Origin of the sequence: Bradyrhizobium sp. HKCCYLS3070, from assembly GCF_051167575.1 — a bacterium.
Classification (GTDB): Bacteria; Pseudomonadota; Alphaproteobacteria; order Rhizobiales; family Xanthobacteraceae; genus Bradyrhizobium.
Genome location: NZ_JBNPTI010000002.1, coordinates 78,445 through 103,104 on the forward strand (window position 1 = coordinate 78,445; position 24,660 = coordinate 103,104).

Here is a 24,660-nt window from a genome sequence, read left to right on the forward strand (position 1 = left end):
GAGAGAATATCGCAATGAACTCCATCGTCCGCCTCATGCCCGACGCCACCGCGCTTCAGCCCGATTTCCGCTCCGCGATGCGCCAGCTGGTCGGGGGCGTGAGCGTGATCACCGTCGGGCGCGGCGATGAGGTCACCGGCATGACGGTGAGTTCGCTGTCATCGCTCTCCATCGAGCCGGCGTCCGTGATCGTGAGCCTCAATCGGAACGCCTCGTCTTGGCCGATCCTGCAGCGGGAGCGTGTTTTCGGCGCCAATCTGCTCGCCGCGGACCAGATCGGCGTGGCCGAGCGGTTCTCGGGTAAAGGCGGTCTCAGAGGCGCCGAGCGGTTCGCCGGCGCGGAGTGGCGCAAGCACGTGACCGGCGTGCCGCTCCTGGTCGGGGCACTCGCCGCGCTGGACTGCGAGGTCGAGGAGATCATCGAGCGGCACTCTCATGGCATCGTGATCGGCCGCGTGGTGCATGTCGAGGTGGCGCCGCAAGCGGCAGCCCTGGCATATTGGCATGGCGGCTATGTGCACGTCGACCGCGACGAGGACGTGGCCCGGCTCGCCCCCCTCGGCGGGCCTGATCCGCAGGACGAGCCATAGGCGGTGAGCGGCGGTTGGCCGCAGGGTGGCGTCCCGAAGCTGGACGCCGTAAAAGCACCGCGGCCTTGAGGCGGTGTTTGCGGCGGAGCTGATGAAACGGATCGGAACCTGGGCGCTCTATCTGATCGGCACGGCCGCGATCCTGTATCTCGCGCTCTATGCCTATGCCGTGCTGACGCAACGCGAGTTCACGCCCGGCGATCCCATTCACATCTTCCGCAATCCCGAGGCGCCGAACTATTCGTGAGGCTGTGCCCGGCGACGACGCGCCGGCGTATTCTCGCGAACCCACGGATCCGGGGACTGTTCACAGTCCTGTAGCTGCATCCAATCGTCGGTCAGAAACTGCACGCGGCAGCGGCGCCACACTTTGATGTGTTCGCCATCCGGCGACGTCTCGACATCGGATAGCGACAGGGTGGGCGGCCGCCAGCGATAGCTGCGTTCATTGTCCCAGCCGTCGCAGCCCTCCCTGCCACAGGCAACCGTTCGCGAGATCAGCTTGCCCTTGCCTGCGAAGCACCAGCTCCGGGCGCCCCATTCCTGACCCGACGACGGATTGACGAGCGGCGCGTGCGACGTCTGCTCCCAGCAGCCTGACAGCACGCCGCGCGTTGCGGCATCAGCCGGCGAAACGGCAAGCGGCGCGCCGAGGGCCAGCGCGCCGCCGAGAACGAACCGGATGGGCAGATTATACGGGGCTCGGCATGCGCGGCGTATCGCCGGAGCCCGGCGGCGGGATCGGCACGCCGCCGTCGGCATATTCGTTGAGCTTGTTGCGCAACGTGCGGATCGAGATGCCCAAGATATTGGCCGCATGTGTCCGATTGCCCAGGCAGTGCTTCAGGGTCTCCAGGATCAGGTCACGTTCGACATCGGCGACCGTGCGGCCGACCAAGGCGCGCGTGACCTGCTCCGCCGCCATCGTAGCATGCGCTACGGCGGGTTGGGTCTTGCCGATGTCGAGGCGGGTGCCGTCGGGCGTGAGGATGGCATCCGGCCCGATCTCGTCGCCCTGCGCCATCAGCACCGCGCGATGCATCGTGTTCTCCAGCTCGCGCACGTTGCCCGGCCAGCGGTTGGTGGTGAGGATGCGCTTGGCCTCCGCCGAGATCGGCCGCAGCGGTACGGCATTGGCCTCGGAATATTTGCGCGCGAAATGCTGCGCCAGCTCGAGAATGTCGGCGGGGCGCTCGCGCAGGGGAGGGATCTTCAGGTTCACGACGTTGAGCCGGAACAAGAGGTCCTCGCGGAACGAGCCCTCGCGCACGGCGTCGGCCAGGTTGCGGTTGGAGGTCGCGATGATGCGGATGTCGACGGGGACGGGGCGGGTGCCGCCGACGCGGTCGATCACGCGCTCCTGGATGGCGCGCAAGAGCTTCGACTGCAGCCGCACGTCCATTTCCGAGATTTCGTCCAGCAGGAGCGTGCCGCCATTGGCCTCCTCGAACTTGCCGATGCGGCGGGCGACGGCCCCGGTGAAGGCGCCCTTCTCATGGCCGAACAGCTCGGACTCCAGGAGGTGCTCAGGGATTGCGGCGCAGTTGATCGAGATGAAGGGACGCTTGGCGCGGGCCGAGCGGGTGTGGACGTAGCGCGCCAGCACCTCCTTGCCGGTGCCGGACTCGCCGGTGATCATCACCGAGGCATCGGAGCCGGCGATCTGCTGGGCGAGCTTGATCACCTTCGCCATCGCCTCGTCGCGATAGACGAGGTCGCGGCTGTCATTGGCGACGGCGGCGAGCACGGCGGCGATCAGTTCGGGATCCGGCGGCAGCGGAATGTATTCCTTGGCGCCGGCATGGATGGCGGCGACCGCGGCGCGTGCATCGCTGGTGATGCCGCAGGCGACGATCGGCACGTGGATGTGCTCTGCATCGAGCCGCATCACCAGGTCGCGGATGTCGAGCGCGACGTCGACGAGGAGCAGGTCGGCGCCCTTGCCGCCGCGCAGCACCCGCATCGCCTGCTCGTTGTCCTCGGCATGGGTGACGGTGGCGCCGTTCTCCATGGCGATCTTGGTGGCCGTCGTCAGCTGGCCCTTCAGCGTTCCGACGATGAGAAGCCGCATGTTGGTCTCCTATTCGGTCGTGCCGCTCTCGATCGGCACGCAGGTCATGTCTGTCAGTTGCGGTCGGACTTGATGATTTCGGTCATCGTCACGCCGAGCTTGTCTTCGACCAGAACCACCTCGCCGCGTGCCACGAGCCGGTTGTTGACGTAGATGTCGATCGCCTCGCCGACCTTGCGGTCGAGCTCGAGCACGGTGCCGGGCCCGAGCTTCAGGAGCTCGCCGACATCCATCTTGGAGCGGCCGAGCACGGCCGAGACCTGAACCGGGACGTCGAACACCGCCTCGAGGTCGGCCGCGATGCGCGCGGCATGCTCTTCCTCGTTGTAGCCGACGTCCCCGCCCAGCGGAGGCGCGTCCGCCGCATTGAGGTCGGGAAGCGGGATCTCGTTGTCGCTCATGACTTAACTCCCTCGGCCACCACAGCGGCCTAGTTCTTCTTGGACGCCATGTAGCGTCCGACCAGCTCGTTGATCTTGGCGTCGATCGCAGCGCGCTCCAGCACGACGCCGCCATCGGCCCATTCGATACGGCAGTCGCCGGTCGCGATCTCCGGCTCGGCGAGGATCACGAGGCGCCCCTCGAAGCCGCTCTGCTTGGCGAGCTTCTCGATCTTCTCGCGGGCGAGCTCGTACAGCGTCTCGTTGATGCGCAGCACGAGGTGCGGCGTGGCAACCAGATGCGCGAAGCAGTCGTGCACGAGTCCAATGATCTCGCCGAGCGGCTCCGCCTCGACCAGCGCCGCGCACAGCTTGCGGGCGACGGCGACCGCGACATCGACGGCCTCGGTTTCCATCCGCTGCTCGATGCCTTCGAAGCGGGCGGAGATGCCCTGCAATTGGATGTTGATCTGCTCCAGCGCCGAGGCGACGCGGCGGTCGGCCTCGACCTTGGCTTCGCGCTGTGCCGCCTCGTAGCCGTTGCGATAGGCGGCGGCTTCGGCGGCCGCGACCTTCTGTGCGATTTCCGCGGACGTGGCTGCACGCTCCCGCGTCGTCTTCTCCGGCGCGGCGAAGTCGGTATCGAACAGGAATTTCGCAGGCTGAGCCATCAATACACCAGTTCGTCGTCGGCGCGGTTCTTGCTGAGCATGATCTCGCCCTTTGCGGCGAGGTCCTTGGCGAGATTGACGAGCAGGGCCTGCGCCTCGTCGACGTCGCGCAGCCGCACCGGCCCCATGGCGGCCATGTCGTCCTGCAGCATCTTGGCGGCGCGCGACGACATGTTGCCGAAGAAGAAGTTGCGGACCTCCTCGTTGGCGCTCTTGAGCGCCACGCCGAGCTTGTCCTTGTCGACATTGCGCAGCAGGGTCTGCGCCGAAGCGGAATCGAGCTTGATCAGGTCGTCGAAGGTGAACATCAGCGCCTTGATGCGCTCGGCCGACTCGCGGTTCTCTTCCTCCAGCGAGGTGATGAAGCGGGTCTCGGTCTGGCGGTCGAAATTGTTGAAGATTTCGGCCATCACCTCGTGGGCGTCGCGGCGGCGGGTCTGCGACAGGTTCGACATGAACTCGACGCGCAGGGTCTGCTCGACGCGCTCGATGACCTCCTTCTGCACCGCTTCCATGCGCAGCATGCGGCCGATGACGTCGAGCGCCATGTCCTCGGGCAGGATCGCGAGCACGCGGGCAGCATGCTCCGGCTTCAGCTTGGACAGCACGACCGCGATGGTCTGCGGATATTCGTTCTTGAGGTAGTTGGCGAGCACCTCTTCCTGGACGTTGGAGAGCTTCTCCCACATGTTGCGGCCGGCGGGGCCGCGGATCTCGTCCATGATGCCGTTGACGCGTTCCGGCGGCAGGTATTGCTGCAGCAGGCGCTCGGTGGCGTCGAAATTGCCCATCAGCGCGCCGGAGGCCGACATGCGCGAGACGAATTCGAGCATCAGGTCCTCGACCACGTCGGCTTCGATGGTTCCCAGCGTCGACATCGCCAGCGACAGTTCGCGCACCTCGTCGTCATCGAGCTGCTGCCAGATCTTGCCGCCATACTGCTCGCCGAGCGCGAGCATCATCACGGCGGCGCGCCGCGGGCCGCTCAAGGGCTCGGTCTTCTCGCGCTGCGCCTGGCGGCTCGCCAAGGTCGCGATGACCGTGGAAATGTCGTTGTTGTTGGCGTTGGCGTTCTGGGTCTGCGGCAGCGACATGGCGTCTACGTTCTTTTCAGTTCAGGCGGTTCACGTCGATTGGGTCAGCTCTGCGGCTCGGCGAGCCACTGGCGGATGATGGCGGCGGCTTCGCCCGGGTTGCGGTCGGCCAGCTCGCCCACCCGGTGGACGGACTGAGCGTGGACCTGGCCCTGGACCTGGGCGACGTCGATCATGTTGGCGGTCTGCTGGGCGTGAGCGGCTGCCTGGATGGTTTCGTCGGTGAGGGCCGGCAGGCCGCCGCCCGGGGCGGCGATCTCCTCGCTGGCGATGATCTTCTTCACCAGCGGCCGCACCACCATGAACACGACCACGATGCCGAGCAGCATCATCACCGCGAGCTCGATGACGTACATGACGTCATCCTTGGTGAAGTGGAGCATGCCGAGGAAGCCGGTGGGCTCGTTGATCTGCGGCACGGTGGGAGCGTCGGCGAATTTCAGGTTGACCACCTCGACCTGGTCGCCGCGCTTCTGGTCGAAGCCGATGGCGGAGCGGACCAGTGCGGCGATGCGGTCGAGCTCGTCCTTGCTGCGCTCTTGATAGACCAGCTCGCCCTTTTCGTTCTTCGAGTAGGCGCCGTCGACCAGAACCGCGACCGAGATGCGGTTGACCCGTCCGGCCTCGGTGACTTCGGTCTTGGTGGTCCGGGAGATCTCGTAATTGTTGGTCTCTTCGGTCTTCTTGCTCTGGTCCCGCGGCTGTTGCGGCGGCGCGTTCTGCTGGTTGCCCGGCAGCTCGTTGTTGACCGTGACCTGGCCGTTGTTCTCGTTGGTCGCCGACTGCTCTTCGCGGGTCTGGCTCGAGCGCAGCACGCGGCCTTCCGGATCGTAGCGGTCGGAGGTCTGCGTGATGCGGTTGTAGTCGAAGTCGGCGGACAGCTGGACGCGGGCGCGGCCCGCTCCGACCACCGAGGAGACGATGTCCTCGACCTGCTTGCGCATCCGCTTCTCGAAGGCGTTGCGGCGCTCGTCGCCGACCTGCTGGTCGATGTCGGTCTGGGTGCCGTCGGCAAGCAGCTGGCCGGCCTCGTCGACGATCGACACCCGCTGTGGCTTCAGGCCGTTGACGGCGGAGGCGACGAGGTGGCGGATGGCGCGGATCTGCGCCGGCTCGAGGGTGCCGCGCACGCGCACGACGATCGAGGCGGACGGCTCCGGAGTCTCGCGCGAGAACAGCGGCCGCTCCGGCAGGACGAGATGGACGCGCGCCGCCTGGACACGGTCGATGGCGCGGATGGTGCGGGCGAGCTCGCCCTCGAGCGCGCGGAGATGGTTGATGTTCTGGACGAAGCTCGTGGTGCCCAGCGCGTCCGACTTGTCGAAGATCTCGTAGCCGACGCCGCCGCCCTTGGGCAGGCCGCCCTCGGCGAGCTTCATGCGCAGCCGGGTCACCTTGTCCTTGGGCACCAGGATCACGCTGCCTTCATTGCGCATCTCGAAGGGAATGCCCTGCCGCTCCAGATCCTTGATGATGCTGGAGGAGTCTTCCATCGTCAGGTCGGTGAAGAGGGTGGTCATCTGCGGCGCGGTCACGCGCATGATGACGAAGCCGAAGAAGCCGATTAAGGCAGCGGTGACTGCGATCATGGCGGTGAGCCGCGCGGCGCCCAAACCCTTCAGGAAGTCCAAGAGACCTTGCAAGCAACTGCCCCATAGTTCGGCATTCGACGGGTGGCCGCTGAAAGGTGATTTGAGCTTCGCGGGCCTTTACGGCCGGTTGCATAGATCGCGAAATTCAATCCTTAACCTTCACCAGCACCCGCATTCCAGGTGGCGATCCGATGTCAGCCGCTGCCCCGCCATTCGCGGGACGGGGCGCGGAGGTTGAATCGAACCACTGGGCAATTATTGCCTATGGGAAGGTTTCGATATGGTTAACGGTGGTTAAAGGGTCCTAACAAAGTGTAGACATGCAAAAAATCGGCTTGGCAGGGCCAAGCCGATTTTCGAAGAAATCCCGTCGCGTCGGCAACGATCTATTGGCGATATTGCTGAATTCGGGTGGTGCGCAGGCCGGCGAGACCGTGCTGGTCGATCGAGAACTGCCACGACAGGAATTCGTCGACGGTCAGGGTGTAGCGGCTGCACGCTTCCTCGAGGGACAGCAAGCCGCCGCGAACGGCGGCAACGACTTCAGCCTTCCGGCGAATGACCCACCTCTTGGTGCCTGGAGCAGGCAAATCCGCGATGGTGAGTGGGCTGCCGTCAGGCCCGATGACGTATTTCACCCTCGGGCGATGGGGTTCTGTCATGGCGTACTCACAAACTCTTAACCACTGAACTCACGGTAAGACCCTACGCCGCCTCGCTTAAAATTTGCCTAAGCCGAGGGCGCGAATCCGGCGTTGCGCGCGAACGCCGCCACTTCCGGTGGCGCTGCGCCCCGGGAGCGGAATCGTGGTGAATGATTGGTTAAGAATTTCCGGCGCTTACGCTGACAGGTCGCCGCGGCGGCTGAGCTTGTTCAAGTCCAGCCGGGATCGGTTCAGATGGGGTGGGAGCTAGCTCACGATCCGCTGGATCTGGTTCACCGTGTAGGTCTGGCCGCCGATCGTCAGCAACGGCGGCTGCTGGGTCAGGTCGACCGAGGACACGGTGCCCTGGACCTGGGTCGAGATCGCCACCGGACTGCCATTGGTCACATCGGTCGCGACCGTCGTGATCTTGTACTGCCCGTCCGGCCATTGGGTGCCGTCATTGCCCTGGCCGTTCCAGTTGTAGGTCTGATTGTTGCCGGCGCTGGCGGTATATTTGCCGGTGAAGACGGTCTGGCCAACGCTGTTGGTGATGTTGACGGTGAGGTTGCAGTCCTTGGGGATGCTGAGGTCCCAACTCGCCTTTCCGCTGGCCATGGTCGTCGTGGAGCCGCTGACCACGGCGGTCTTGCCGACGAAGGCCAGCGCCTGGGTCGCCTGCGTCGCCTGCTGCATCGTGAGCAGCGATGCGAGCTGGTCGTTGGTCTTGAGCTGCTGCTCGACGCCGGCAAACTGCACGAGCTGCTGGGTGAACTGATTGGTGTCCAGCGGATCCAACGGATTCTGGTTCTGCAGCTGCGTCGTCAGCAGCGTCAGGAAGGTCTGGAAATTACCGGCAATCGTCGAGCCTGTGCTCGAGCCGAGGCTGTTGTTGCCGGTTGACGAATTGGTGTTGGTCGTGCCCGAGACTGGCGGGCTTGACGTGATCGCGTCGCCGATTGCCATGGAAGCCTCCTGTTAAACCCTGATATCCACGCCGCCTTGCGCGCCGAACATCCGTCCATAGGACCGTCCGGCGAGCTGGACCGGGACGTTTTCGTCCTCGGTCACGATCAGGCGTTGTGCGTTGCCATTCTGTTGATAATCGCCGCCATTCTGGCCGGACGAGTTCTGGTCGCGCAGCGAGAACTGCAATCCGCTGTTGTTGCTCTTGAGGCCGGCGTCCTGCAGCGCCTGCTGGAGCTGCGGCGCCGTCTGCTGCAGCATCGCCAGCGTCTCCGGCTTCTCGACCCGCAGATGCGAGGTCACCTGGCCATTGCGGTCGACGTCGATGCGGACGTCGATGCGGCCGAGCTCGGCCGGATCCAGTCGGATCTCGAAGCGGCTCTTGCCGTTGAGCGCGGAGGCTGCGATCTCGACCGCAAGCCCATGAAGCGGCACAGCGGCCGCCGTAGCGGCCGTCGCGGTCAGGTTGGCCGCGGTGATCTGGCTGGTCGATGCAGCCGGCGTCGACAGCTGGGGCTGCGCGGCGGCCGTGGCCTGTGCGCTCGGATCGGGAGCCGGCGCGTTGGTCTGGCTGGTCGTCGGCGCGGCGTTGCGATCATGTGAGGCCGGTGCCTGCAAATTGCCGTTCGCCTTCCCGTCGCCGGCCTCGACCGAGTCCGGCTTGGCTGCAACAGCGGGTTGTTGCGCGAGCGCGCCCTGGCCCGGCTGCTGAGTGGACTGGACGTTGCCATTGCCCGGTTCGGTGACCTTGCCGGCTGCGCTTTCGGCGAGCCCCGTCTTGGTCTGGGTGCCCGGCTTGCCCGTCGTCTTGGTGCTGCCGGGAACGGCCGCATCGAGCGCGGCGGTGAAGGTCTGATCGGCAGATGCGGCAGCGTCGCCGGAGGCCGCCGCTGCCGTCTCGGGCGTCGTCGCGGTTGATCCGGCGCCGTCGGCATCCTTGGCCGCCCCGGTGGATTTCGCTGCGGCCGCCAGCAGACCTACCGCGGCATCGACCGAGCCCTGCGGGCCAACACCGGCCGCTCCGACGGGCGCGGCCGCGCCGGGCGCATTGGTTTTGCCGTCGCCGCCCGCCGTGCCATCGCCGGTGGCGGGGTTGGCGAGGGTGATGTCGGGCTGGATGACGACGGCGACCGGCGTCGGCACGGCCACGGTCTGCTCGGCTATAGCGGTCGTCGCAGCGCTCGCATCCGTGCTGGCCTGATCGCCGTCCTTCTTGTCGCCCGTCTTGCCGTCGCTGGTCTTTCCGTCGGCGGTCCCGGCCGCATCGGTCTTGGTCGGTGTGCCAGTGGTCGCGTCGGCCGTGGTATCGGGACCGCTGGCGTCGGCGCCCGCAGTGCTGCCGTCGGCCTTGTCCGCCGGCTTGTCCTGCGACCTGGCCTGGGTGGTGCGATCGGCGTCGCCGGCGCGCGCCGGCTCGCGGCTCGGGGTGGAAGCGCTGCCGGGGCGCGGTGACGGCGACGGGGAGGTGGGCGGCGACGCTGTCGACGGATCCGGAGTCGCGGCGTCGACCAGCGCCGAGAAGCTGTCGGACGGCTGCGGAGCGTCCTGACGGGACTGTCTCGGCGCCGTGGTCTTGAGAACCGTGCCTGCCTGGATGTCTGACGTGACGCTGAACACCTTGGACCCTCTCGCGATGAACTCGACCAAGCAGTTCAGCAAGGAGCGGGCCAAGCCGGCGCCACTGAAAATAGTCAATAAATTCAATTTCTTATGGAATCGATCGCGGCGCGGATCCGCCGCCGCGTCCTCGCCATTTCTGCCCGGCCGGCAAGATTTGCCGCCGGCATCTGCGACCGGCGCAATTGCTTCGCAGGAAGTGCGCCTATATTAGAGACAGATGCTTTCGTGTTGTTTCCGATCAGGACATCCTGTCCGGAGATCGCCCGAAGCAAGCCATCCGCAAAGACGGCGCATGCGAGGCGTTCCCGCGCCGGGAACCCGTTGCCTGACGCCGCGATCGCAGTGACCGGATCATGCTCAACAGTCTCGATCTCGAAGGCCGTCCTGAAGACACCAGGGTCGTCGTCGCCATGTCCGGCGGCGTGGACTCCTCGGTGACGGCCGCGCTGCTGAAGTCGGAAGGCTACGACGTCGTCGGCATCACCCTGCAGCTCTACGATCACGGCGCGGCGACGCACCGCAAGGGCGCGTGCTGCGCCGGCCAGGACATCCACGATGCCCGCAACGTCGCCGAGCGCCTCGGCATCCCGCATTACGTGCTGGACTACGAAGACCGCTTCCGCGAGTCGGTGATCGACAATTTCGCCGCCAGCTACGCTTCGGGCGAAACGCCGGTGCCGTGCATCGAGTGCAACCGCGCCATCAAGTTCGGCGATCTCCTGAAGACCGCGCGCGAGCTCGGCGCCTCCGTGCTCGCCACCGGCCACTACGTCGCCTCGCGGCGGCTGGCGGACGGATCGCGCGCGCTCACTTGCGCGGCGGACAGCGATCGCGACCAGAGCTACTTCCTGTTCGCGACCACGCGCGAGCAGCTCGATTATCTGCGCTTTCCGCTCGGCGACATGACCAAGCCGGAGGTGCGCGAGCTCGCGCGCCGCTTCGGACTGGAGGTCGCCGACAAGCACGACAGTCAGGACATCTGCTTCGTGCCGACCGGCCGCTACACCGACATCATCGGCAAGCTGCGCCCGAACGCGATGGAGCCGGGCGAGATCGTCGATCTCAATGGCCGCGTTCTCGGCGTGCATCAGGGCATCGCGAACTACACGATCGGTCAGCGCAAGGGCCTCGGCATCGCTGCCGGCGCGCCGCTCTACGTCGTCAAGCTGGACGTCGCCACCCGCCGCGTCGTGGTCGGCCCGCGCGAGGCGCTGCGCACGCATCGCATCACGCTGCGCGAGGTCAACTGGATCGGTGACGGCGCGCTCGACGCCGCCGCGCGCGAGGGCCTCGAATTGTTCGTGCGGGTGCGCTCGACGCGGCCGCCGCAGCCGGCTTGGCTGCGCGGTGCGGACGGCCGTTACGAGGTCGAGCTGGTCGCCGGCGAAGAGGGCGTCTCGCCGGGCCAGGCCTGCGTGTTCTACGATGCCGCCTCCGGCCGCGCCCGCGTGCTCGGTGGCGGCTTCATCCAGAGCGCTGTTGCGGAAAGCAGCAGCTTGGGCGGCAACGTGATCAGGCCGCAGCGCGTGGCCGAGCCGGTCCGCGGCTGATCAGCATCCATCATTCGGGGCAGGGGCATGGGGGACATCGACCGCGCGGGGGTCGAAAAGGCCTATGAGCGCTGGGCGCCGATCTACGATCTGGTGTTCGGCAAGGTCTTCGATCAGGGCCGCCAATCGACCATCGCGGAAGCCGATCGCATCGGCGGCCGCATTCTCGACGTCGGCGTCGGCACCGGTCTGTCATTGTCGGACTATGCCCGGACCACGAAGATCTGCGGCGTCGATATCTCCGAGCCGATGCTGCGGCGGGCGCAGGCCCGCGTGCGCGAGCTGAAGCTCCTCAATGTCGAGACGCTCGCGGTGATGGATGCCAAGCATCTCGCGTTTCCCGACAATTTCTTCGACGCGGTGGTCGCGCAATACGTCATCACCGCTGTGCCGGATCCCGAAGCGACGCTCGATGATTTCATCCGCGTGCTGAAGCCGGGCGGCGAGCTGATTCTGGTCAACCATATCGGCGCCGAGAGCGGCCCGCGCCGCATCTTCGAGCTCGCCTTCGCGCCGATCGCGCGCCGGCTCGGCTGGCGGCCGGAGTTCCCCTGGGCCCGACTGGTGAACTGGGCCGCAAAGCATGGCGGCGTCACGCTGGCCGAGCGCCGGCCGATGCCACCGCTCGGACACTTCTCGCTCATTCGCTACCGCAAGGGCTGACCGCCAGATCCTCTGGCCGTGCGCTTTGCCACGCCATCCGCGCGGAACGCGAACGCGGGGTTTGCGTTGCCCCGCCATGAGCATCAGGCAATCCTTGTTCCTCTCCTTCGCACTGGTCTCGGCCGCGGCTGCGGCCCACGCCCAGGCGCCGCCGACGGCGGCCACACCTCCGCAGGCGACGGCGCCGGCCCCCGACGCGAATGCCGCCTGTGCGCCGAATGTCCGCGCGACGGCGACGCCCGACGGCATCACCACCGGCAGCGCCAGCGAGCCGCTCGGCGACAAGCTGGCGAAGACCAACGGCGTGTTGTGTCCGCCGAGCGGGGTCGATCCGGAGATGCACGCGCCGACCCCGGAGGGCGGCACGACGCCGGTGATCCCGCCGCCCGGCAGCCCCGGCGGCTATCCTAACGTGCTGCCGAAATGAGCCTCTTGTGATCTGCATTGCCGACCGCCGCTCTTGGCGCGCACATCGGCCTGTGGCCCTCGACGACCAGCGGATACATGCGCAAGGCCTTGGAGAGTCGTCCGGAAATCCCCTGGTCCGAAAACCGCTGCTGCCCGCGAGCTTTGCTTGACAGGGGCGGAGACGCCTCCTTATATGCCGCCCGTTCACAAGGCCCGGCGCCCGCTTCGACCGGTCTTGCCTTGATCGAACATCGTGGCGGGGTAGCTCAGCTGGTTAGAGCACGGGAATCATAATCCTGGGGTCGGGGGTTCGAGTCCCTCCCCCGCTACCACGCGTGACCCACTATTGTAGCTGCCGTCTGGGAACACTCCTTTCCCGAGTAAAGCAGCTAGCTTTCCCTTCACTTCGATCTCAAATCCTTCCCTGGGTCCCTTCGGGTAAATCGTGACGCTGTGCACGAGAGCCCGGAAATCGTCGATGAGCGTGCCTCGGTCGTCCTCGGCAATGGCGTGGTCCGCCAAGGTTTCCGCTAGCGCATCGACGGTTGCGACATATCGGTCCAAGGTTGCCGGGTGAAGGGCAACCGGAACAGGCGCTTCCTCGAGCGCGGCCAGTTCCGCCTCTACCCGCTCTCGCTCCTCTTTGAGCTCGGCGATGCGTTGCCGAGCGTCGTCCTCCGAAATGACGTATCGGACGACAAGATCGATGTTGCGCTGCCGCTCGCCCTCGATCCGATCGCGCTTCGCCTCCAGGCGCGTGCGTGTTGCGGCGGCGTCTCCGGCAAGGCGCTCTCGTTCACGATTATAGTTGCGCACATAGGTCTCGATCAGCCGAGGATCCTTCAGTTCTTCGGCCATGCCGCTGAGGACCAGATTTTCGACGTCGCGAAGGTACAAGATTCTGCGGTTCGAACAGCTGCCGCTTTCGCGCACGGCCGAGCAGCGGACGCGGGTCTTGCCCGTTTTGTCCCGGTCATGCACCGACAGGCCGGATCCGCAGCAACCGCAGCGAAGAAGTCCGGAAAGCAGATGTGGCGTTCGGCGCTTGACGTGGCTGGCGAGACGGCTCTTCTGCGACTTCAACAGATGAGCCTGTTCCCAAATGGACTGTTCGACGATCCGCAAATGGGGGGCTTCGATGCGCTGCCACTCGTCCGGCGGATTGGGCCGAGACAGCCGCTTTCCGGTGTCGGGATCTTTGACCATCCGGACCTTGTTCCAGACGATGCGACCCGCATACAGCTCATTGAAAATGAGGCCGTTCCCGCGCTGCGCGTTGCCGTTGATCGTCGATGCATTCCACCGCGGGCCTCGCGGCGGACGAATTTCCTCGCGATTGAGATCCCGCGCAATGTCGCGAGGTGTTCGTCCGTCGGCATAAGCGGCGAAGATGCGCCGAACGACGGCGGCCTCCTGCTCGACGATTTCGAGCTCGCCGGGTTTGCCGGCGACCGCACGATAGCCATAGGCGCGCCCGCCAGCGTGGCGGCCATCGCGTATCACGCCGGCCATACCGCGCCGGACTTTCTTCGCGCCATCCTCGCGTTGCATCTGTCCGACGAGACCGCGAATCCCTATCAGGATGGAGTCTGCCGTGCCGTCATGCACCGCTTGGATCTGGATCCCCTGAAAGGACAGCCTCTTGTGAATTCCGGCGAGATCCTCCATGTCGCGCGAGAGCCGATCCAACGCCTCCACGACTACGACATCGAATGTGTGCAGGCGTGCAGCATCCATCAGCTGCATCAAGCCATCGCGTCCAAAAACCGAGGCCCCAGACCGGGCCTTGTCCTCGAACGTAGCGACGACTGAGAGCTGATGACGCGCCGCATAGGTCCGACACAAAGCGATCTGATCTTCAGTCGATCTTTCGCTTTGGAGCTCGGTCGAGAATCTGGCGTAAATGGCTGCGCGCTTCATCATGAACACCATTGCTGCGGCACCGAGAGTTGACCGCATCAAGATGGCATTTTGTCAGCGGCTCTCTTTCCCGCAGATGATCGCGCCTCGCATCGGCAATCGCAAGCGCTTCAACGAATTTGGCCAGGGCATTGTCAGTTTCGGCAACACAGCCTGTTGCCCGATGCGATCCCTGTCCGGTCTTTTGTCGCGCCATCTCAACAGGATGCTGCGCGGGGAGAGCCGAGGCGAGATCGGGGAACGATGAAGCGTAGCATTGGATAGAATCGAGAACAGAAACGTCGTTTGGATGCGGATCGCTTTGACCTTGGGCACTGTGCCTGCCGTCGGCACAGTCAAAAGAGGGGTGTCCGGAAACGGAAGAGGATCGGAGACGCGCTCGCCGTTTAGGATGCGCTGGCGAAGGAAAGGGTCCGGGATCGAAAGTGGGCGGTGTATGAAGTGAGGATACGAGAGCACGAGTCTTTACGTTCTGCGGCCGGTTGAAGGATCGGAAATCGAGCTCACCGCGGCTTCCTCGAATCGACCTTCCGCACGCCATCCGGCTGGATCTGCGATCCATCGGTTTATATCGGATTCATGCCAGCCCGAACCGTTGCTGCTGATTTTGAGCTGGGCCGGGAACGTGCCCTCGGCGATCTTGCGGTAGATTGTGGACCGGGACAGCCCGGTCCTGGTGAGGATGGTCTTCAACCTGATGATCTGGTTCGCGCATGGCCGTGATGCCCTTCGCTGGTCGATTCTGAGGTGTTGTGAGACCAGAGAGGCCAAACAGATGCAGGCGGACAATAAGAGTTCGCGCGTTGCCAAGCGTGGCGTAGAGCCGGCGGCAAACGGGATGGGTCAAATTCCAAGGCTTCGGCCTCTGCCGAGATCGATGCCATGGACGAAGGCCAGATCCTGGCCGAGCCGGCGGCCTGATTCGAATGCAATGCCGAGATCGTTCTTGCGACCGGCGAGAATGGATTCCAATTGCGGGTCGCGTTCGAGACTTTTCGCCATGTCGCCCATCGCGGACCGCGTGGCCTTGTAACCGGACATGTCCCCGGCCTGATATTGTCGCTGACTGGTGTGCTCGAGCTTCTGCCAGCGCTCTACGAAGCGATCGGCGCGGCGGCTCGGATCGGTGCGCAGTTCAGTCTCGAGCTGGAGCGCGCGGATGGCGCGGTTGAGGCGTCCGCCAGCGGCCTCGCGGGCCAGCTCGGGGTTCTTCTTGTAGGCGGCCTCAGCGTCGTGGGAGCCATAGGGGCGCACCTTTTCGAAGGCCTGGCGGGCGGTCTGTAGCTCTTTGACCTGTTCGGGGCTCGCTCTGCCGCCCATCTCATGCGCTGCGAAGATCGCATCCACGGCGCGAGCATGGCGCACCAGCGCTCGGGTCCGCACACGACGGGCTTCCGCTTCGGGATCTTGCGCCACGGTCCTTGCCGGCACTTCGGCTTCGCGCCGGTCGGCTGCCGTGCCGCTGTTTTCTTTTTCGGGGGATCCCCGCTCGGGCCGTCGTCCGCCATCCCGGTCGAGCACCTCTCCAGAAACGCTAAGGCCGTCGAACATGCCGCGCAGCGTCTCTGGCACGGCCTTGCGCACGATCTCGGCCACGCGCTCGCGGAACGTGATCCCGCGCCGCTCGGCGTAGCTCTGGACGGGATCGGCACGGTCGTAATCCAAGGCCATGTCCTTCGACCGGTCGCGCGACAGAGCACGGTTGAGCCGATCCGCATCGGTAAAATCGTTGCGGCCATAATGCAGGTCCACGCTGTCGCGATGCCGCGACAGTGCGACATAGCTGCTGTGGGCGTCCATGCCGGGCGTTGCCAGTACATGGACCCGGTCGACCGTCATACCCTGCGCCTTGTGGATCGTCGCGGCATAACCGTGGTCGATCCGGTTGTAATCCTTGAGGTCAAAGCGCACGGACCGGCCATCGTCGATCTGCACGGTCATGGATTGCGCGCTGACCAGTTCAATGGTCCCGAGTGTGCCGTTCTTGACACCAAGCCCACGCTCGTTCCGCAGGAACATGATGCGGTCTCCGCCGGCGAAGCTTCTCGCGCCGCGCTCGACCGTTACACCCACCTCATTGCCCAGAGCGCCGGCGGCCCGCATCCGTCCGCGCGCCGCCTCGTTCAGCGCGCGCACCTCGTCATTGGTATGGGTCAGGATGATCCGGCTCCGGTCCGGCGATACCTGCCGGTCGCGGTCCCAGCGCGCGATCAGATCGCCCCGCGCCTGCTCGCGGGTCATCGCCTCATGCACCATGCCGTTGGCCCGATAGGCTTCTAGCGCATGGCCGACCTTGCCGGTCGCCAGATTGCGCGTGGCGTCGCGCTGCCAGTCTTCGCGCTGACGGCGTATTTCGCCGATCTCCGCCCCGCCGTGACGCTCATGGATCGACCGGAAAGCTGCGCCCGCCTCGATGGCCTGCAGCTGCTGCGGATCGCCGACCAGCACGACCTTGGCGCCCGCCTCGGCAGCACGAGACATCACGCGCTCGAGCTGGCGCGTGCCGACCATGCCCGCCTCGTCGATGACGAGCACCTCGCTCGATTTGAGTAGATCACGGCCCTGCTCCCAGCCATGCTCCAGACTGGCAATCGTGCGCGACGCAATGCCCGACCCGCCTTCGAGGTTTTCTGCTGCAATGCCGGACAGCGCCACGCCCCGGACCTCGAAGCCGGCTGCTTCCCACGCCTCCCGCGCCACCCCCAGCAGCGCGCTCTTTCCTGTCCCGGCATGGCCGACCACGACGCTGAGACCGCGTCCATCCGTGACGTGCGCCAAGGCGTCAACCTGCTCGGATGACAGCACCAGGCCGCGTGCTTCCGCACGCGCCAAAGCGGCCTGGCGATCCTCGTCGCGCACCTGGTGGCGCTCCCGTTCTGCCATCAGCTCAGCGGCCCGGTGCAGGCGCCGTTCTGCTTCGATCATTCCGCGGGTGGTGAACCGATCCTCGCCGCGAGCGTCCTTGCCGAGGTCGACTAGATCTGGCGCTCCCTGCATTGCGCCCAGCACTTCATTGAACTGGTCGAGCCCGTCACTGTGCCGATGCGCAAACTTTGCGAGGTCACGGCGTGTGAAGGTCGATTGCTGTTGGGTGATCGCGTCCAGTCCAAGGGAGGGATCGGCGATGATCCTCCTGCCGTTGTTTCGCGCGATCTCGCGGTGCATCTCGGCCCGGTCAGCCTCAGCGCCCTCGCCTCCGCCTCTCCGCCCCTCAATGCGCTTGGCCGGTGCGCCGATCTGGCTTTGCGGCTCGAGCGCAATGCCCTGGGCTTCCAGGCTGCGGTGATCAATCCGCGCGTCGATGTCGAGCTCGGCCAGCCGCTCGTTGGCAATCTCCGCCCAGCGTTCGCGCCAGCGCTCGACCATCTCCGTGCGGTTCCACTCTCTCACCTTCTGACCAAAGCCGTTCTGATCGACCGAGCGCATTGTCAGCATGACATGGGCGTGCGGCTTGGGCAGGCCGTCTTCGGCCCTGTCCCAATGCACATTAAGATCGGCGATCATGCCGCGACGGACGAACTCGCTCTGAACGAAGTCCCGAGCCAGCTCAATGCCCTGCGCCTCAGTCAGTTCTCGCGGAAGGGCGAACTCGATCTCCCGGGCCAGCTGGGCGTCCTTGCGGACTTCGAATGCTTCGACATCGTTCCAGAGCCGCTCGCGGTCACTCCACGCCTCCGGCGCATTCTCCGGCAGCATCACCTCGGAATGGACGACGCCGCGCTTGGCCGAAAAATCCTGCTCACGGCCCAACCGCTCGTCGCGCAGCCGCGAGCCCGAGCGGTAGGCCGCCGATGCCACCGCGCTGCTCCCGGCCTTCCGGCCAATGACCTTGACGTGAAGATGATAGATCGCCATCGCGAGCAGAGCATCTACACAGCGAAGCGTACGTCGGCACGACGTATAAGCGCGCCCTCCCTCGAAAAAATCTCGGGAGGGATTATCCCATCTCAGCTCGTCCTGACGACCTTACGGCAAGGCGCCGCTAGCCGAGTTATCATTTCTCCGCCGACGTAGGGAGACGACAATGCGCAAACCAAGGGACTTTGATGCGGACCTGAAGGCACTCGACGACAAAGCGCACGAGCTTAAAACCCGCAAGGTGCGGCAGCTAGGCGAGCTCGTCATTGCCACGGGAGCTGACGCGCTTAGCGCAGACGAACTCGCTGGTGCGCTGATCGTGCTGGTCGAGACCAAGGAGGCCGGAAAGAGGGAGGCATGGGCCAAGCGCGGCGTCTCGTTCTTTCAAGGACGGTCGATGCGGAATGCGCCAGCAACTGACCGCGACGCTAATGTGGTTTCGACGCAACCGAGCGGCGCGCAACCGGCAACAAGCCGCAAGGGCACGGCGTGACATGCGCTCTTGGCAGATCACGCGCCGAAAGCGCACCCGCCATCTCATCGAACTCGGTGGCCTCGTCGTCAAAGCCGGTGTCGTGGAGCAAACCGGCGATGATCGCGCCATCATCTATGGCGCGCTGCTCTGGGTTGCTGACAAACTCCAAAGTGATCAGCGCGAACGGGCGCGAGCGCTATGGATGGCAGAGGGGAAGCGGGTGTTTGAGGCGGAAGCGGCGACACCAGACAAGAACGATCAAAATGGCTCAACACCAAGCAAGAGCTGAAACTCTGCCTGCCCAATCGCCAGTGTCCTTGACGCGCAATTGGCGGCTGTGCGGTGTGAGCTTGAGCCGGCGAGAGGCATGGCAGCAATGCCGCTTAGCGCTCCGGCAAGCCGGCGGCGATCATCAGCTTGATCATCCGATCGGCGGCCTGGACGAAGACCGGGCTGGTGTTCTTCATCGGCGGTGCAACGTTGAGGGCCGTCGTGCCAGGCCGCAACCTCAGGCCCTCCTGCATGGCCGCCTTCGCCTCCTCGGTCCGGCCCAACTGCTGGTAGGCCGCCGCCAGATTCATGTGCGGTCGCCCCGAGGCCGCGGTCTGCGCCGCGACGGTGGTCGGCGCATCGTTGCTCAGGCTGCATCAGGGCCACGACGGTCTGATTGGCAACGACCTCGTCACCAGCAACGTCGCCATGCTTGAACATGTCTTCAAGCCAAGTGAGGATCACGGGCTGCGCGTAACAGCTCGCGTCTCAATTATAGAACCGAGCATCCCATTCCTGGAGCTGGACAGCTAGTTTGGAAACCCCTTGAGTTTTCCCCAACGGGATTGGTGTGGAGGCAAAAGGGTGAAGGGCGTAGCGCAAGCAAGTCCGCTAGGAAGCGAAGGCGAAGAATGCGACTCCGGCGTCAACGACACCAGCACGCGCCTTGGGAGCACGTCCGCTGAACGTGTATCGAGATCAGCCTGGATCGCGATCGCGCTCAGCTTCGCAGCGGTCCTGCTCGACGGGCTTGATACCAGTTCGATCGGCGTGGCGGCTCCCGTCATCGCAGCCCACTTCATGGTCTCGCCGGCGTCGCTCACACCTGCGTTCGTGCTGACGAGCGTCGGCGCCGTGCTCGGATACCTGGCGTCCGGCCCGCTGGTCAGCCGTTGGCAGGCGCGTCCTGTCCTGATCGCAAGCGTGGCGGCGTTTGGCGTTCTCTCGCTGGCAACGCCGCTTGCGGGTTCCGTGGAGCAGCTTGCAGCGCTGCGCCTGATCACGGCTATTGGGCTCGGTGCAGCGTTGCCGTCGGCGATTGCCATTGCGACGTCGCAATGTCCGCCAAGGCTGAAGGAGACGGCTGCCGTCATCGTCGGGACCGGGCTCGCCGCCGGCGGCATCCTGGGCGGTGTGCTCGGTGCAGTCCTGACCGCGCGTTTGGGTTGGCAGTCCATCTTCATCATCGGCGGTGCCCTGCCGCTCGGACTCTCCCTCGTTCTGCTGTTTTGGTTACCCAGGCTGACCGCCGCGCGCGATCCGTTGTCGACCAATCAACGCGACCTGCACCTGGGCGGTTTGAAGCTGATCGGAGATCTGCTCGCCACTGGCGTTGCGAGCCGGACCGTCAGCCTTTGGATATTCTCCTTTCTGATCTTCGCTGACGGCTACGCACTGGTGTTCTGGCTGCCGGCGCTGCTCGTCAAGCTCGGATTCTCGACCGAATATTCGCAGCTTGGCATCAGCTTCTTCAGCGCCGGCGGCCTGGTCGCCAACGTCCTCGTGATGCTCCTCGTGAGCAGGCTTCCGATTGCGCGTATCCTGGTGTCGGCCGTGACCCTTGGGGTCATGTCTGCGGCGGGGCTTGCGGCGCACGACGTGGTCCCGCTCGGTGTCTGGCTGCTGATTGCCGGAACCGGTGCAGGTCTGATCTCCTGCAGCGTGGGGCAGTCCGCTCTCGCTGTCGCGATCTATCCCGAAGCGCTTCGCACCCACGGTGTCGGCTTCTCCGCTGCCGCCGGCCGCATCGGCTCGATCGTTGGGCCCGCGTTCGCAGGTCTCCTCGTTTCGAAGGGTGTTGCGCCGAAAGCGATCTTGCTCGCGGCCACGCTTCCCGCATTGCTTGCGATCTTCGCTCTGCTTCCGCACTTGCGGACGACGGAGCGGTCATGATGCGGCGTTTCAAATCTGGAACGCTGCTCGCCATTTTCGGACGCTGGCTGCATTTGGTGAGAGAGCTTAAGCCGTGGGGCCGGGAAGTGCCTTGTCGGAATAGGAATGACCGCTGTGGAGCATGTTGAGCTGGAAACGCCGTTTGGTCGGCTGCGCGGCGCGCGATCAGAAGGAGTGACCGCGTTTCGGAGAGTTCCGTATGCGGAAGCCCCCGTCGGCCCATTGCGCTTTGAGATGCCGTCAGTGCCGCCGCGATGGGGCGGTGTTCGCGACGCCGTCGCGGCCGGGCCGATTCCTCCGCAGAATCCGTCGCGTCTCGACGTGGTGATGGGGACCTACGACGTCGAGCAAAGCGAGGATTGTCTCCATCTGGACGTCTGGACCGGTCATGCGGCAGGCGACCGCGCTCCGGTCCTGGTGTTCATTCATGGCGGCGCCTTCATGACCGGAGGCGGATCGCTGCCTTGCTACGACGGAGGCATCCTCGCGAAGGACAATGGCCTCGTCGTTGTCAACGTCAGCTATCGGCTCGGCATTCTCGGCTTCTTCCCGCATCCCGGCCTCGGCGGTCTGAACCTCGGCCTGCACGACCAGGTCGCAGCGTTGCGCTGGATAGCACAAGCCATCAGCGTGTTCGGCGGAGATCCGCAGCGGATCACGGTGATCGGCCAATCGGCGGGCGCATTCAGCATCGCGGCCCTTGCCGGCATCGAAGCTGGATCGGGGCTGTTCAACCGGGCGATCCTGATGAGCGCGCCGGTCGGCGTCAAGCTGCGTACCGTCGAACAGTCGCGACCGGTCGCCAATGCAATCCTCGATGTTCTCGGCATCGCCGCTGACGAGGTCGACAAACTCCGAACGATCCCGATTGGTCGCGCCCTCGAGGGCTTGCGCATGCTGCAAAGGCGGCCGCCGGCGACCCCGGGAGATATCACGCCTCCCTTCATGCCGGTTCTGGATGATGCCCTCGTGCACCGCGATCCCATCGAGTCAATTCGAAGCGGCGGCGCACGGTGGTGCGACATGATGATCGGCTTGACGCGCGAGGAGTATGCCGCGTTCTCGATCTCGAATCCGTCGCTCGACGAACTGTCCGATGATGCGCTCGAGGACGTGATCCGATCCCAGGGGGACGACGACGCAAGTGCGACGCTGGCACGGCTGCGTTCCTCGCGCGTGCCTGCGACACCTCGCATGCTCCTGGGCGACTTCTACAGCGAACGGATGTTCACAAAGCAGAGCCTGGAGATCGCCGCCACGCAGTCCAGCCTCGGTCGAAAGGCCTTCACCTATCTGTTCGACTGGCAGGCGCCCGTTCCGGGCCTGGGAGCCTGCCATTGCATCGATCTTCCCTTCCTGTTTGGCAACTTCAACATCTGGCAGTCGGCTGCCATGGTCAAAGGCGCGGACCGGCGCGAAGTGCAGGACCTGAGCCGCCTCTTCAGAGGCTCGATCGCCGCGTTCGCGGCAGCGGGAGACCCGAACGCGCGCGGTCTCCCGGAATGGCCCGCCCACGCGGCGGATCAGGCGGTCCTGCATTTTGATCGCCGCATCACGGCATCGCGATACATCGCCTGACTCGAGCAGGAACGGCCGGGAGTTCTCTCAACGCCTGGCCGGTCTGGGCCTGCGCTTCTTCACGGCGCGTTGGGATTTGCGCCTCACGGCGGACGCCGGACCCGATGGCTGCGGACTATCGGACGAGCGCAGCCTGTCCTGAAGAAATTTGGCGAGACCGGCGAGGAACAAACGGCCGGCGACCGTCAGGGATCGGCGCGAAGGATAGAGCGCATAGAACGTCACCGGTGGCGGCGCCCAGTCGGGAAGCGGCAGAACGAGCCGGCCATCGAGCAGGTCGGCGTCGCACATCGGCATCGGCAGTCGCGCGAGACCGAGGCCGCGTAGCGCAGCCTGGCGAATGATGTTGAGGTTGTTGGCTGAAAAGTTGAGCTTGACGTTGATCTCCGTCGTCGCGTCGCTTGCGCCTAACAGACGCCAGCGCGCCATGAAGCCGTCGGCGCCCCATCCGACGCCCGGGAGGCCTTCGAGGTCTGCGGGGGTCGTGCGCGGGCCGAGGCGCGCCATCAGGGCGGGCGCTGCGACTAAGCGGTAAGGCGCTGTCGCGAGCTTCTGGCAGATCAATTCGGAATCCGCCAGATCTTCGCGCACAGGATGGATTGCGAGGTCGTAGTGATCGATCTTCGGGTCGAACGTCCCTTTGGTGTTGTCCAAGGTCAGGCGCACATCCGGATAGGTCTCGGCAAACTGGATGGCAAAATCGGCGACCAGAATCTCGGAGAGGACGGCCGGGCAGGAGATGCGCAGCATGCCCGAGGGGCGGTTCGTGCGGTCCTCCGCAAGCGCCTTGATCGCAACCAGCTCTTCCCTGATCTTCTGGCTCCGCTCGTAGATAGAGAGGCCGATTTCAGTCGCCGCGAAGTTGCGCGGGCCGCGATGAACGAGATGCACGCCGAGCTGACTTTCGAGGTCGCCGATCCGTCTGCTCAAGCTCGACTTCGGAATGCCTGTCTTGCGGCTCGCCGCCGACAGGCTGCCGGCCTCGATGATTTCGACGAGAAGTGTCAGGTCATCGACCGTTCCCATGAGTAATCCTCTGCGGAGATCTCAGACAGAAGTCCGGATTCGATGAGACGATCGAAAGCGGCACTCCAGCAAGCAGGTCGTCGTTCCAATCCTGGAACGTGACTGTACCGATTGCCGGACTTTTTGTCCCGCGTCCACTGCCTATGCTGTTTCACCGAACTGAACGGGGCGGTTCGAGGGACAACACGCCGGACCACGACAGCGTCTGATGTCTTGGACCTGGGCTTAGAGGACATTGGAGGGGGACTTGAGGCATCATATTCAGCCATTACTCATGGCACTGGCTTTTGCGTCGTGCGCAAGCGCGGCAGCTGTCGCGGAGGATTTGCCGGTCAAGGCAAAGCCAGCGGCCTCCGGTCAGCCATTCTTTTCGCTGATCGATGATCGCCTCACCTTCTCCTATATCCCCAAGGCGACGGACCCCGGCGTGTTCTCCAGGAATCCGGACGGGTCGCTCAACAGCACGACCGCGATGCAGGTCTACTCGTTCACGCATTTCGACATCTGGCAGTACGGTACGAACTTCCTGAACATTTCGATGTTCAAGGCGGACCATAACGATCCCGCCAGCCCCTGCACGAACGCGGGCGTCGTGGTCAATCCGGGCACCGGTGTTGCAACACCGGCCAATTGCGCGGGTGCAATCTTTTTCACCGGTCAGAGCCGTTCGACATTTGGCTGGAATGAAATCTTCGATACCAAGGCGTTCACGGTCGGCCCGCTCCGCAACATCTCCTTCGAGGTCGGTTTGGACCTGAGCACGTCGAACTACTATCGCGCCGCCGCTGCGCAGGCCGTATCGGCCGGCCTGCAGTTCCAGTTCGATCTTCCCTACAAGGGTTACGTCAACGTCGCGCCGCTCGCGACATGGATCTACATGGCACACATGGGATTCCTGCAGTGCGGTGGTGGCTTTGCCCCTCCGGGGCCCGGCGTGAGCTGTCTGCCCGACGGCAACCGGCGGTATCAGCCGACCTGGGCGATTGAAACGAACTACTACATGGACCTCGGCTTCTTACCCGAGAGCATGCGCTATTTATCCATCAGCGGCCGCGCCCAGTTGCTCGGCGCGCTCGGCCCCGAGAACAGCCCACTTCCCTATAATCCGCTGCCCGTCGCGGCGCCGGCCAACTCCATGACCAAAGTCTCACTCAACTCCGAGCCGATCCGCCTTACCTTCGATGCCTCCAAAGCGATGTGGGGCCCGAAATTCTCGCACTATCTCGATGTCTGGGTGGCCTATCGCTACTGGCAGAACAAATACGGTCTCGATCACAATGTCAGCAAGCTCTGCACGAGATCGCCAGGGGTGAGCAACAACACCTGCACCGAATCGAGTCTGTCCAGCGGCATCAGCGTGAAGTTCTAGTGCGTCGACAAAACGGGGGAGA

Annotated in this window: 25 protein-coding genes and 1 tRNA gene; 13 read left to right on the forward strand and 13 right to left on the reverse strand. The window is 64.9% G+C overall.

Annotated elements, in window-relative coordinates; all coding sequences use genetic code 11:
• Positions 1–14: 14 nt before the first annotated feature.
• On the forward strand, positions 15–590 hold the full coding sequence (locus tag ACQR03_RS09080) for a flavin reductase family protein (RefSeq protein ID WP_434841370.1): 576 nt from the start codon (positions 15–17) through the stop codon (positions 588–590).
• 91 nt (positions 591–681) lie between these two features.
• Complete coding sequence (locus ACQR03_RS09085) at positions 682–837, forward strand: hypothetical protein (RefSeq protein ID WP_316193223.1); 156 nt, start codon at positions 682–684, stop codon at positions 835–837.
• Positions 838–1,281: 444 nt separating this feature from the next.
• Here ACQR03_RS09085 and flbD read toward each other — a convergent pair whose 3' ends face one another.
• The 8 genes from flbD to ACQR03_RS09125 all read right to left on the reverse strand — a co-directional run bounded on the left by flbD (position 1,282) and on the right by ACQR03_RS09125 (position 9,625).
• Positions 1,282–2,661 carry a sigma-54-dependent transcriptional regulator FlbD gene (gene flbD / locus ACQR03_RS09090; RefSeq protein WP_315714165.1) on the reverse strand — a complete coding sequence of 460 codons (1,380 nt, stop codon included), beginning with the start codon at positions 2,659–2,661 and terminating at the stop codon, positions 1,282–1,284.
• Positions 2,662–2,714: 53 nt separating this feature from the next.
• On the reverse strand, positions 2,715–3,062 hold the full coding sequence (fliN, locus tag ACQR03_RS09095) for a flagellar motor switch protein FliN (protein ID WP_015669138.1): 348 nt from the start codon (positions 3,060–3,062) through the stop codon (positions 2,715–2,717).
• A gap of 29 nt (positions 3,063–3,091) precedes the next feature.
• Complete coding sequence (locus ACQR03_RS09100) at positions 3,092–3,712, reverse strand: FliH/SctL family protein (RefSeq protein ID WP_315714166.1); 621 nt, start codon at positions 3,710–3,712, stop codon at positions 3,092–3,094.
• Positions 3,712–4,806 carry a flagellar motor switch protein FliG gene (gene fliG, locus ACQR03_RS09105; RefSeq protein WP_315714167.1) on the reverse strand — a complete coding sequence of 365 codons (1,095 nt, stop codon included), beginning with the start codon at positions 4,804–4,806 and terminating at the stop codon, positions 3,712–3,714. Before fliG ends, ACQR03_RS09100 begins: the two co-directional genes overlap by 1 nt.
• 44 nt (positions 4,807–4,850) lie before the next feature.
• Entirely contained in the window at positions 4,851–6,449 is a 1,599-nt protein-coding gene (gene fliF / locus ACQR03_RS09110; protein WP_315714168.1) for a flagellar basal-body MS-ring/collar protein FliF, read from the reverse strand.
• 335 nt (positions 6,450–6,784) lie between these two features.
• Entirely contained in the window at positions 6,785–7,060 is a 276-nt protein-coding gene (locus ACQR03_RS09115) for a DUF1153 domain-containing protein (protein WP_002714638.1), read from the reverse strand.
• A gap of 249 nt (positions 7,061–7,309) precedes the next feature.
• Entirely contained in the window at positions 7,310–8,008 is a 699-nt protein-coding gene (locus ACQR03_RS09120; RefSeq protein ID WP_315750102.1) for a flagellar hook assembly protein FlgD, read from the reverse strand.
• Between the two features lie 12 nt (positions 8,009–8,020).
• Positions 8,021–9,625 carry a flagellar hook-length control protein FliK gene (locus ACQR03_RS09125; protein ID WP_434841369.1) on the reverse strand — a complete coding sequence of 535 codons (1,605 nt, stop codon included), beginning with the start codon at positions 9,623–9,625 and terminating at the stop codon, positions 8,021–8,023.
• On the opposite strand from ACQR03_RS09125, the gene ACQR03_RS09130 reads away from it, so the two are divergent.
• The 5 genes from ACQR03_RS09130 to ACQR03_RS09150 all read left to right on the forward strand — a co-directional run bounded on the left by ACQR03_RS09130 (position 9,612) and on the right by ACQR03_RS09150 (position 12,581).
• Positions 9,612–9,839 (forward strand): hypothetical protein, encoded by a 228-nt coding sequence (locus ACQR03_RS09130; protein WP_316169303.1) that lies wholly within the window; start codon positions 9,612–9,614, stop codon positions 9,837–9,839. The two genes, ACQR03_RS09125 and ACQR03_RS09130, sit on opposite strands and share 14 nt — an antisense overlap.
• Positions 9,840–9,981: 142 nt before the next feature.
• The gene (gene mnmA, locus ACQR03_RS09135) at positions 9,982–11,178 is read left to right on the forward strand and encodes a tRNA 2-thiouridine(34) synthase MnmA (protein ID WP_315714172.1); all 1,197 of its coding nucleotides are present in this window, start codon (positions 9,982–9,984) and stop codon (positions 11,176–11,178) included.
• Between the two features lie 27 nt (positions 11,179–11,205).
• Complete coding sequence (locus ACQR03_RS09140; protein ID WP_316166538.1) at positions 11,206–11,841, forward strand: class I SAM-dependent methyltransferase; 636 nt, start codon at positions 11,206–11,208, stop codon at positions 11,839–11,841.
• A 76-nt stretch (positions 11,842–11,917) separates the two neighbouring features.
• The gene (locus ACQR03_RS09145; protein ID WP_315750106.1) at positions 11,918–12,268 is read left to right on the forward strand and encodes a hypothetical protein; all 351 of its coding nucleotides are present in this window, start codon (positions 11,918–11,920) and stop codon (positions 12,266–12,268) included.
• Between the two features lie 236 nt (positions 12,269–12,504).
• Positions 12,505–12,581, forward strand: a tRNA-Met gene (locus ACQR03_RS09150).
• Here the strand turns inward: ACQR03_RS09150 and ACQR03_RS09155 are convergent.
• Positions 12,538–14,208 (reverse strand): recombinase family protein, encoded by a 1,671-nt coding sequence (locus ACQR03_RS09155; RefSeq protein ID WP_315714387.1) that lies wholly within the window; start codon positions 14,206–14,208, stop codon positions 12,538–12,540. The genes ACQR03_RS09150 and ACQR03_RS09155 overlap by 44 nt on opposite strands.
• On the opposite strand from ACQR03_RS09155, the gene ACQR03_RS09160 reads away from it, so the two are divergent.
• Positions 14,153–14,416 (forward strand): hypothetical protein, encoded by a 264-nt coding sequence (locus tag ACQR03_RS09160; RefSeq protein ID WP_315707331.1) that lies wholly within the window; start codon positions 14,153–14,155, stop codon positions 14,414–14,416. The genes ACQR03_RS09155 and ACQR03_RS09160 overlap by 56 nt on opposite strands.
• A 218-nt stretch (positions 14,417–14,634) precedes the next feature.
• Here ACQR03_RS09160 and ACQR03_RS09165 read toward each other — a convergent pair whose 3' ends face one another.
• Together ACQR03_RS09165 and traA are read right to left on the reverse strand one after the other, a co-directional pair.
• Entirely contained in the window at positions 14,635–14,910 is a 276-nt protein-coding gene (locus ACQR03_RS09165; protein ID WP_315707353.1) for a helix-turn-helix transcriptional regulator, read from the reverse strand.
• 102 nt (positions 14,911–15,012) lie between these two features.
• Complete coding sequence (gene traA, locus ACQR03_RS09170) at positions 15,013–18,024, reverse strand: Ti-type conjugative transfer relaxase TraA (RefSeq protein WP_315714175.1); 3,012 nt, start codon at positions 18,022–18,024, stop codon at positions 15,013–15,015.
• Positions 18,025–18,193: 169 nt separating this feature from the next.
• Here traA and ACQR03_RS09175 point away from each other — a divergent pair, with 169 nt between their 5' ends.
• The gene (locus tag ACQR03_RS09175) at positions 18,194–18,520 is read left to right on the forward strand and encodes a conjugal transfer protein TraD (protein WP_315706518.1); all 327 of its coding nucleotides are present in this window, start codon (positions 18,194–18,196) and stop codon (positions 18,518–18,520) included.
• A 1-nt stretch (position 18,521) separates the two neighbouring features.
• The gene (locus ACQR03_RS09180; RefSeq protein ID WP_315706517.1) at positions 18,522–18,791 is read left to right on the forward strand and encodes a conjugal transfer protein TraD; all 270 of its coding nucleotides are present in this window, start codon (positions 18,522–18,524) and stop codon (positions 18,789–18,791) included.
• Between the two features lie 94 nt (positions 18,792–18,885).
• On the opposite strand, the gene ACQR03_RS09185 is transcribed toward ACQR03_RS09180, so the two are convergent.
• A complete protein-coding gene (locus tag ACQR03_RS09185) occupies positions 18,886–19,083 on the reverse strand; it encodes a tetratricopeptide repeat protein (protein ID WP_315706516.1) in 198 nt (65 codons plus the stop codon).
• A 274-nt stretch (positions 19,084–19,357) separates the two neighbouring features.
• Here ACQR03_RS09185 and ACQR03_RS09190 point away from each other — a divergent pair, with 274 nt between their 5' ends.
• The gene (locus ACQR03_RS09190; protein WP_315706515.1) at positions 19,358–20,665 is read left to right on the forward strand and encodes an MFS transporter; all 1,308 of its coding nucleotides are present in this window, start codon (positions 19,358–19,360) and stop codon (positions 20,663–20,665) included.
• A 105-nt stretch (positions 20,666–20,770) separates the two neighbouring features.
• A complete protein-coding gene (locus tag ACQR03_RS09195; protein ID WP_315706514.1) occupies positions 20,771–22,243 on the forward strand; it encodes a carboxylesterase/lipase family protein in 1,473 nt (490 codons plus the stop codon).
• Positions 22,244–22,270: 27 nt separating this feature from the next.
• Here ACQR03_RS09195 and ACQR03_RS09200 read toward each other — a convergent pair whose 3' ends face one another.
• The gene (locus tag ACQR03_RS09200; protein WP_315706513.1) at positions 22,271–23,269 is read right to left on the reverse strand and encodes a LysR substrate-binding domain-containing protein; all 999 of its coding nucleotides are present in this window, start codon (positions 23,267–23,269) and stop codon (positions 22,271–22,273) included.
• Between the two features lie 274 nt (positions 23,270–23,543).
• Here ACQR03_RS09200 and ACQR03_RS09205 point away from each other — a divergent pair, with 274 nt between their 5' ends.
• Positions 23,544–24,638 (forward strand): hypothetical protein, encoded by a 1,095-nt coding sequence (locus ACQR03_RS09205; protein ID WP_315706512.1) that lies wholly within the window; start codon positions 23,544–23,546, stop codon positions 24,636–24,638.
• Positions 24,639–24,660: the final 22 nt, after the last annotated feature.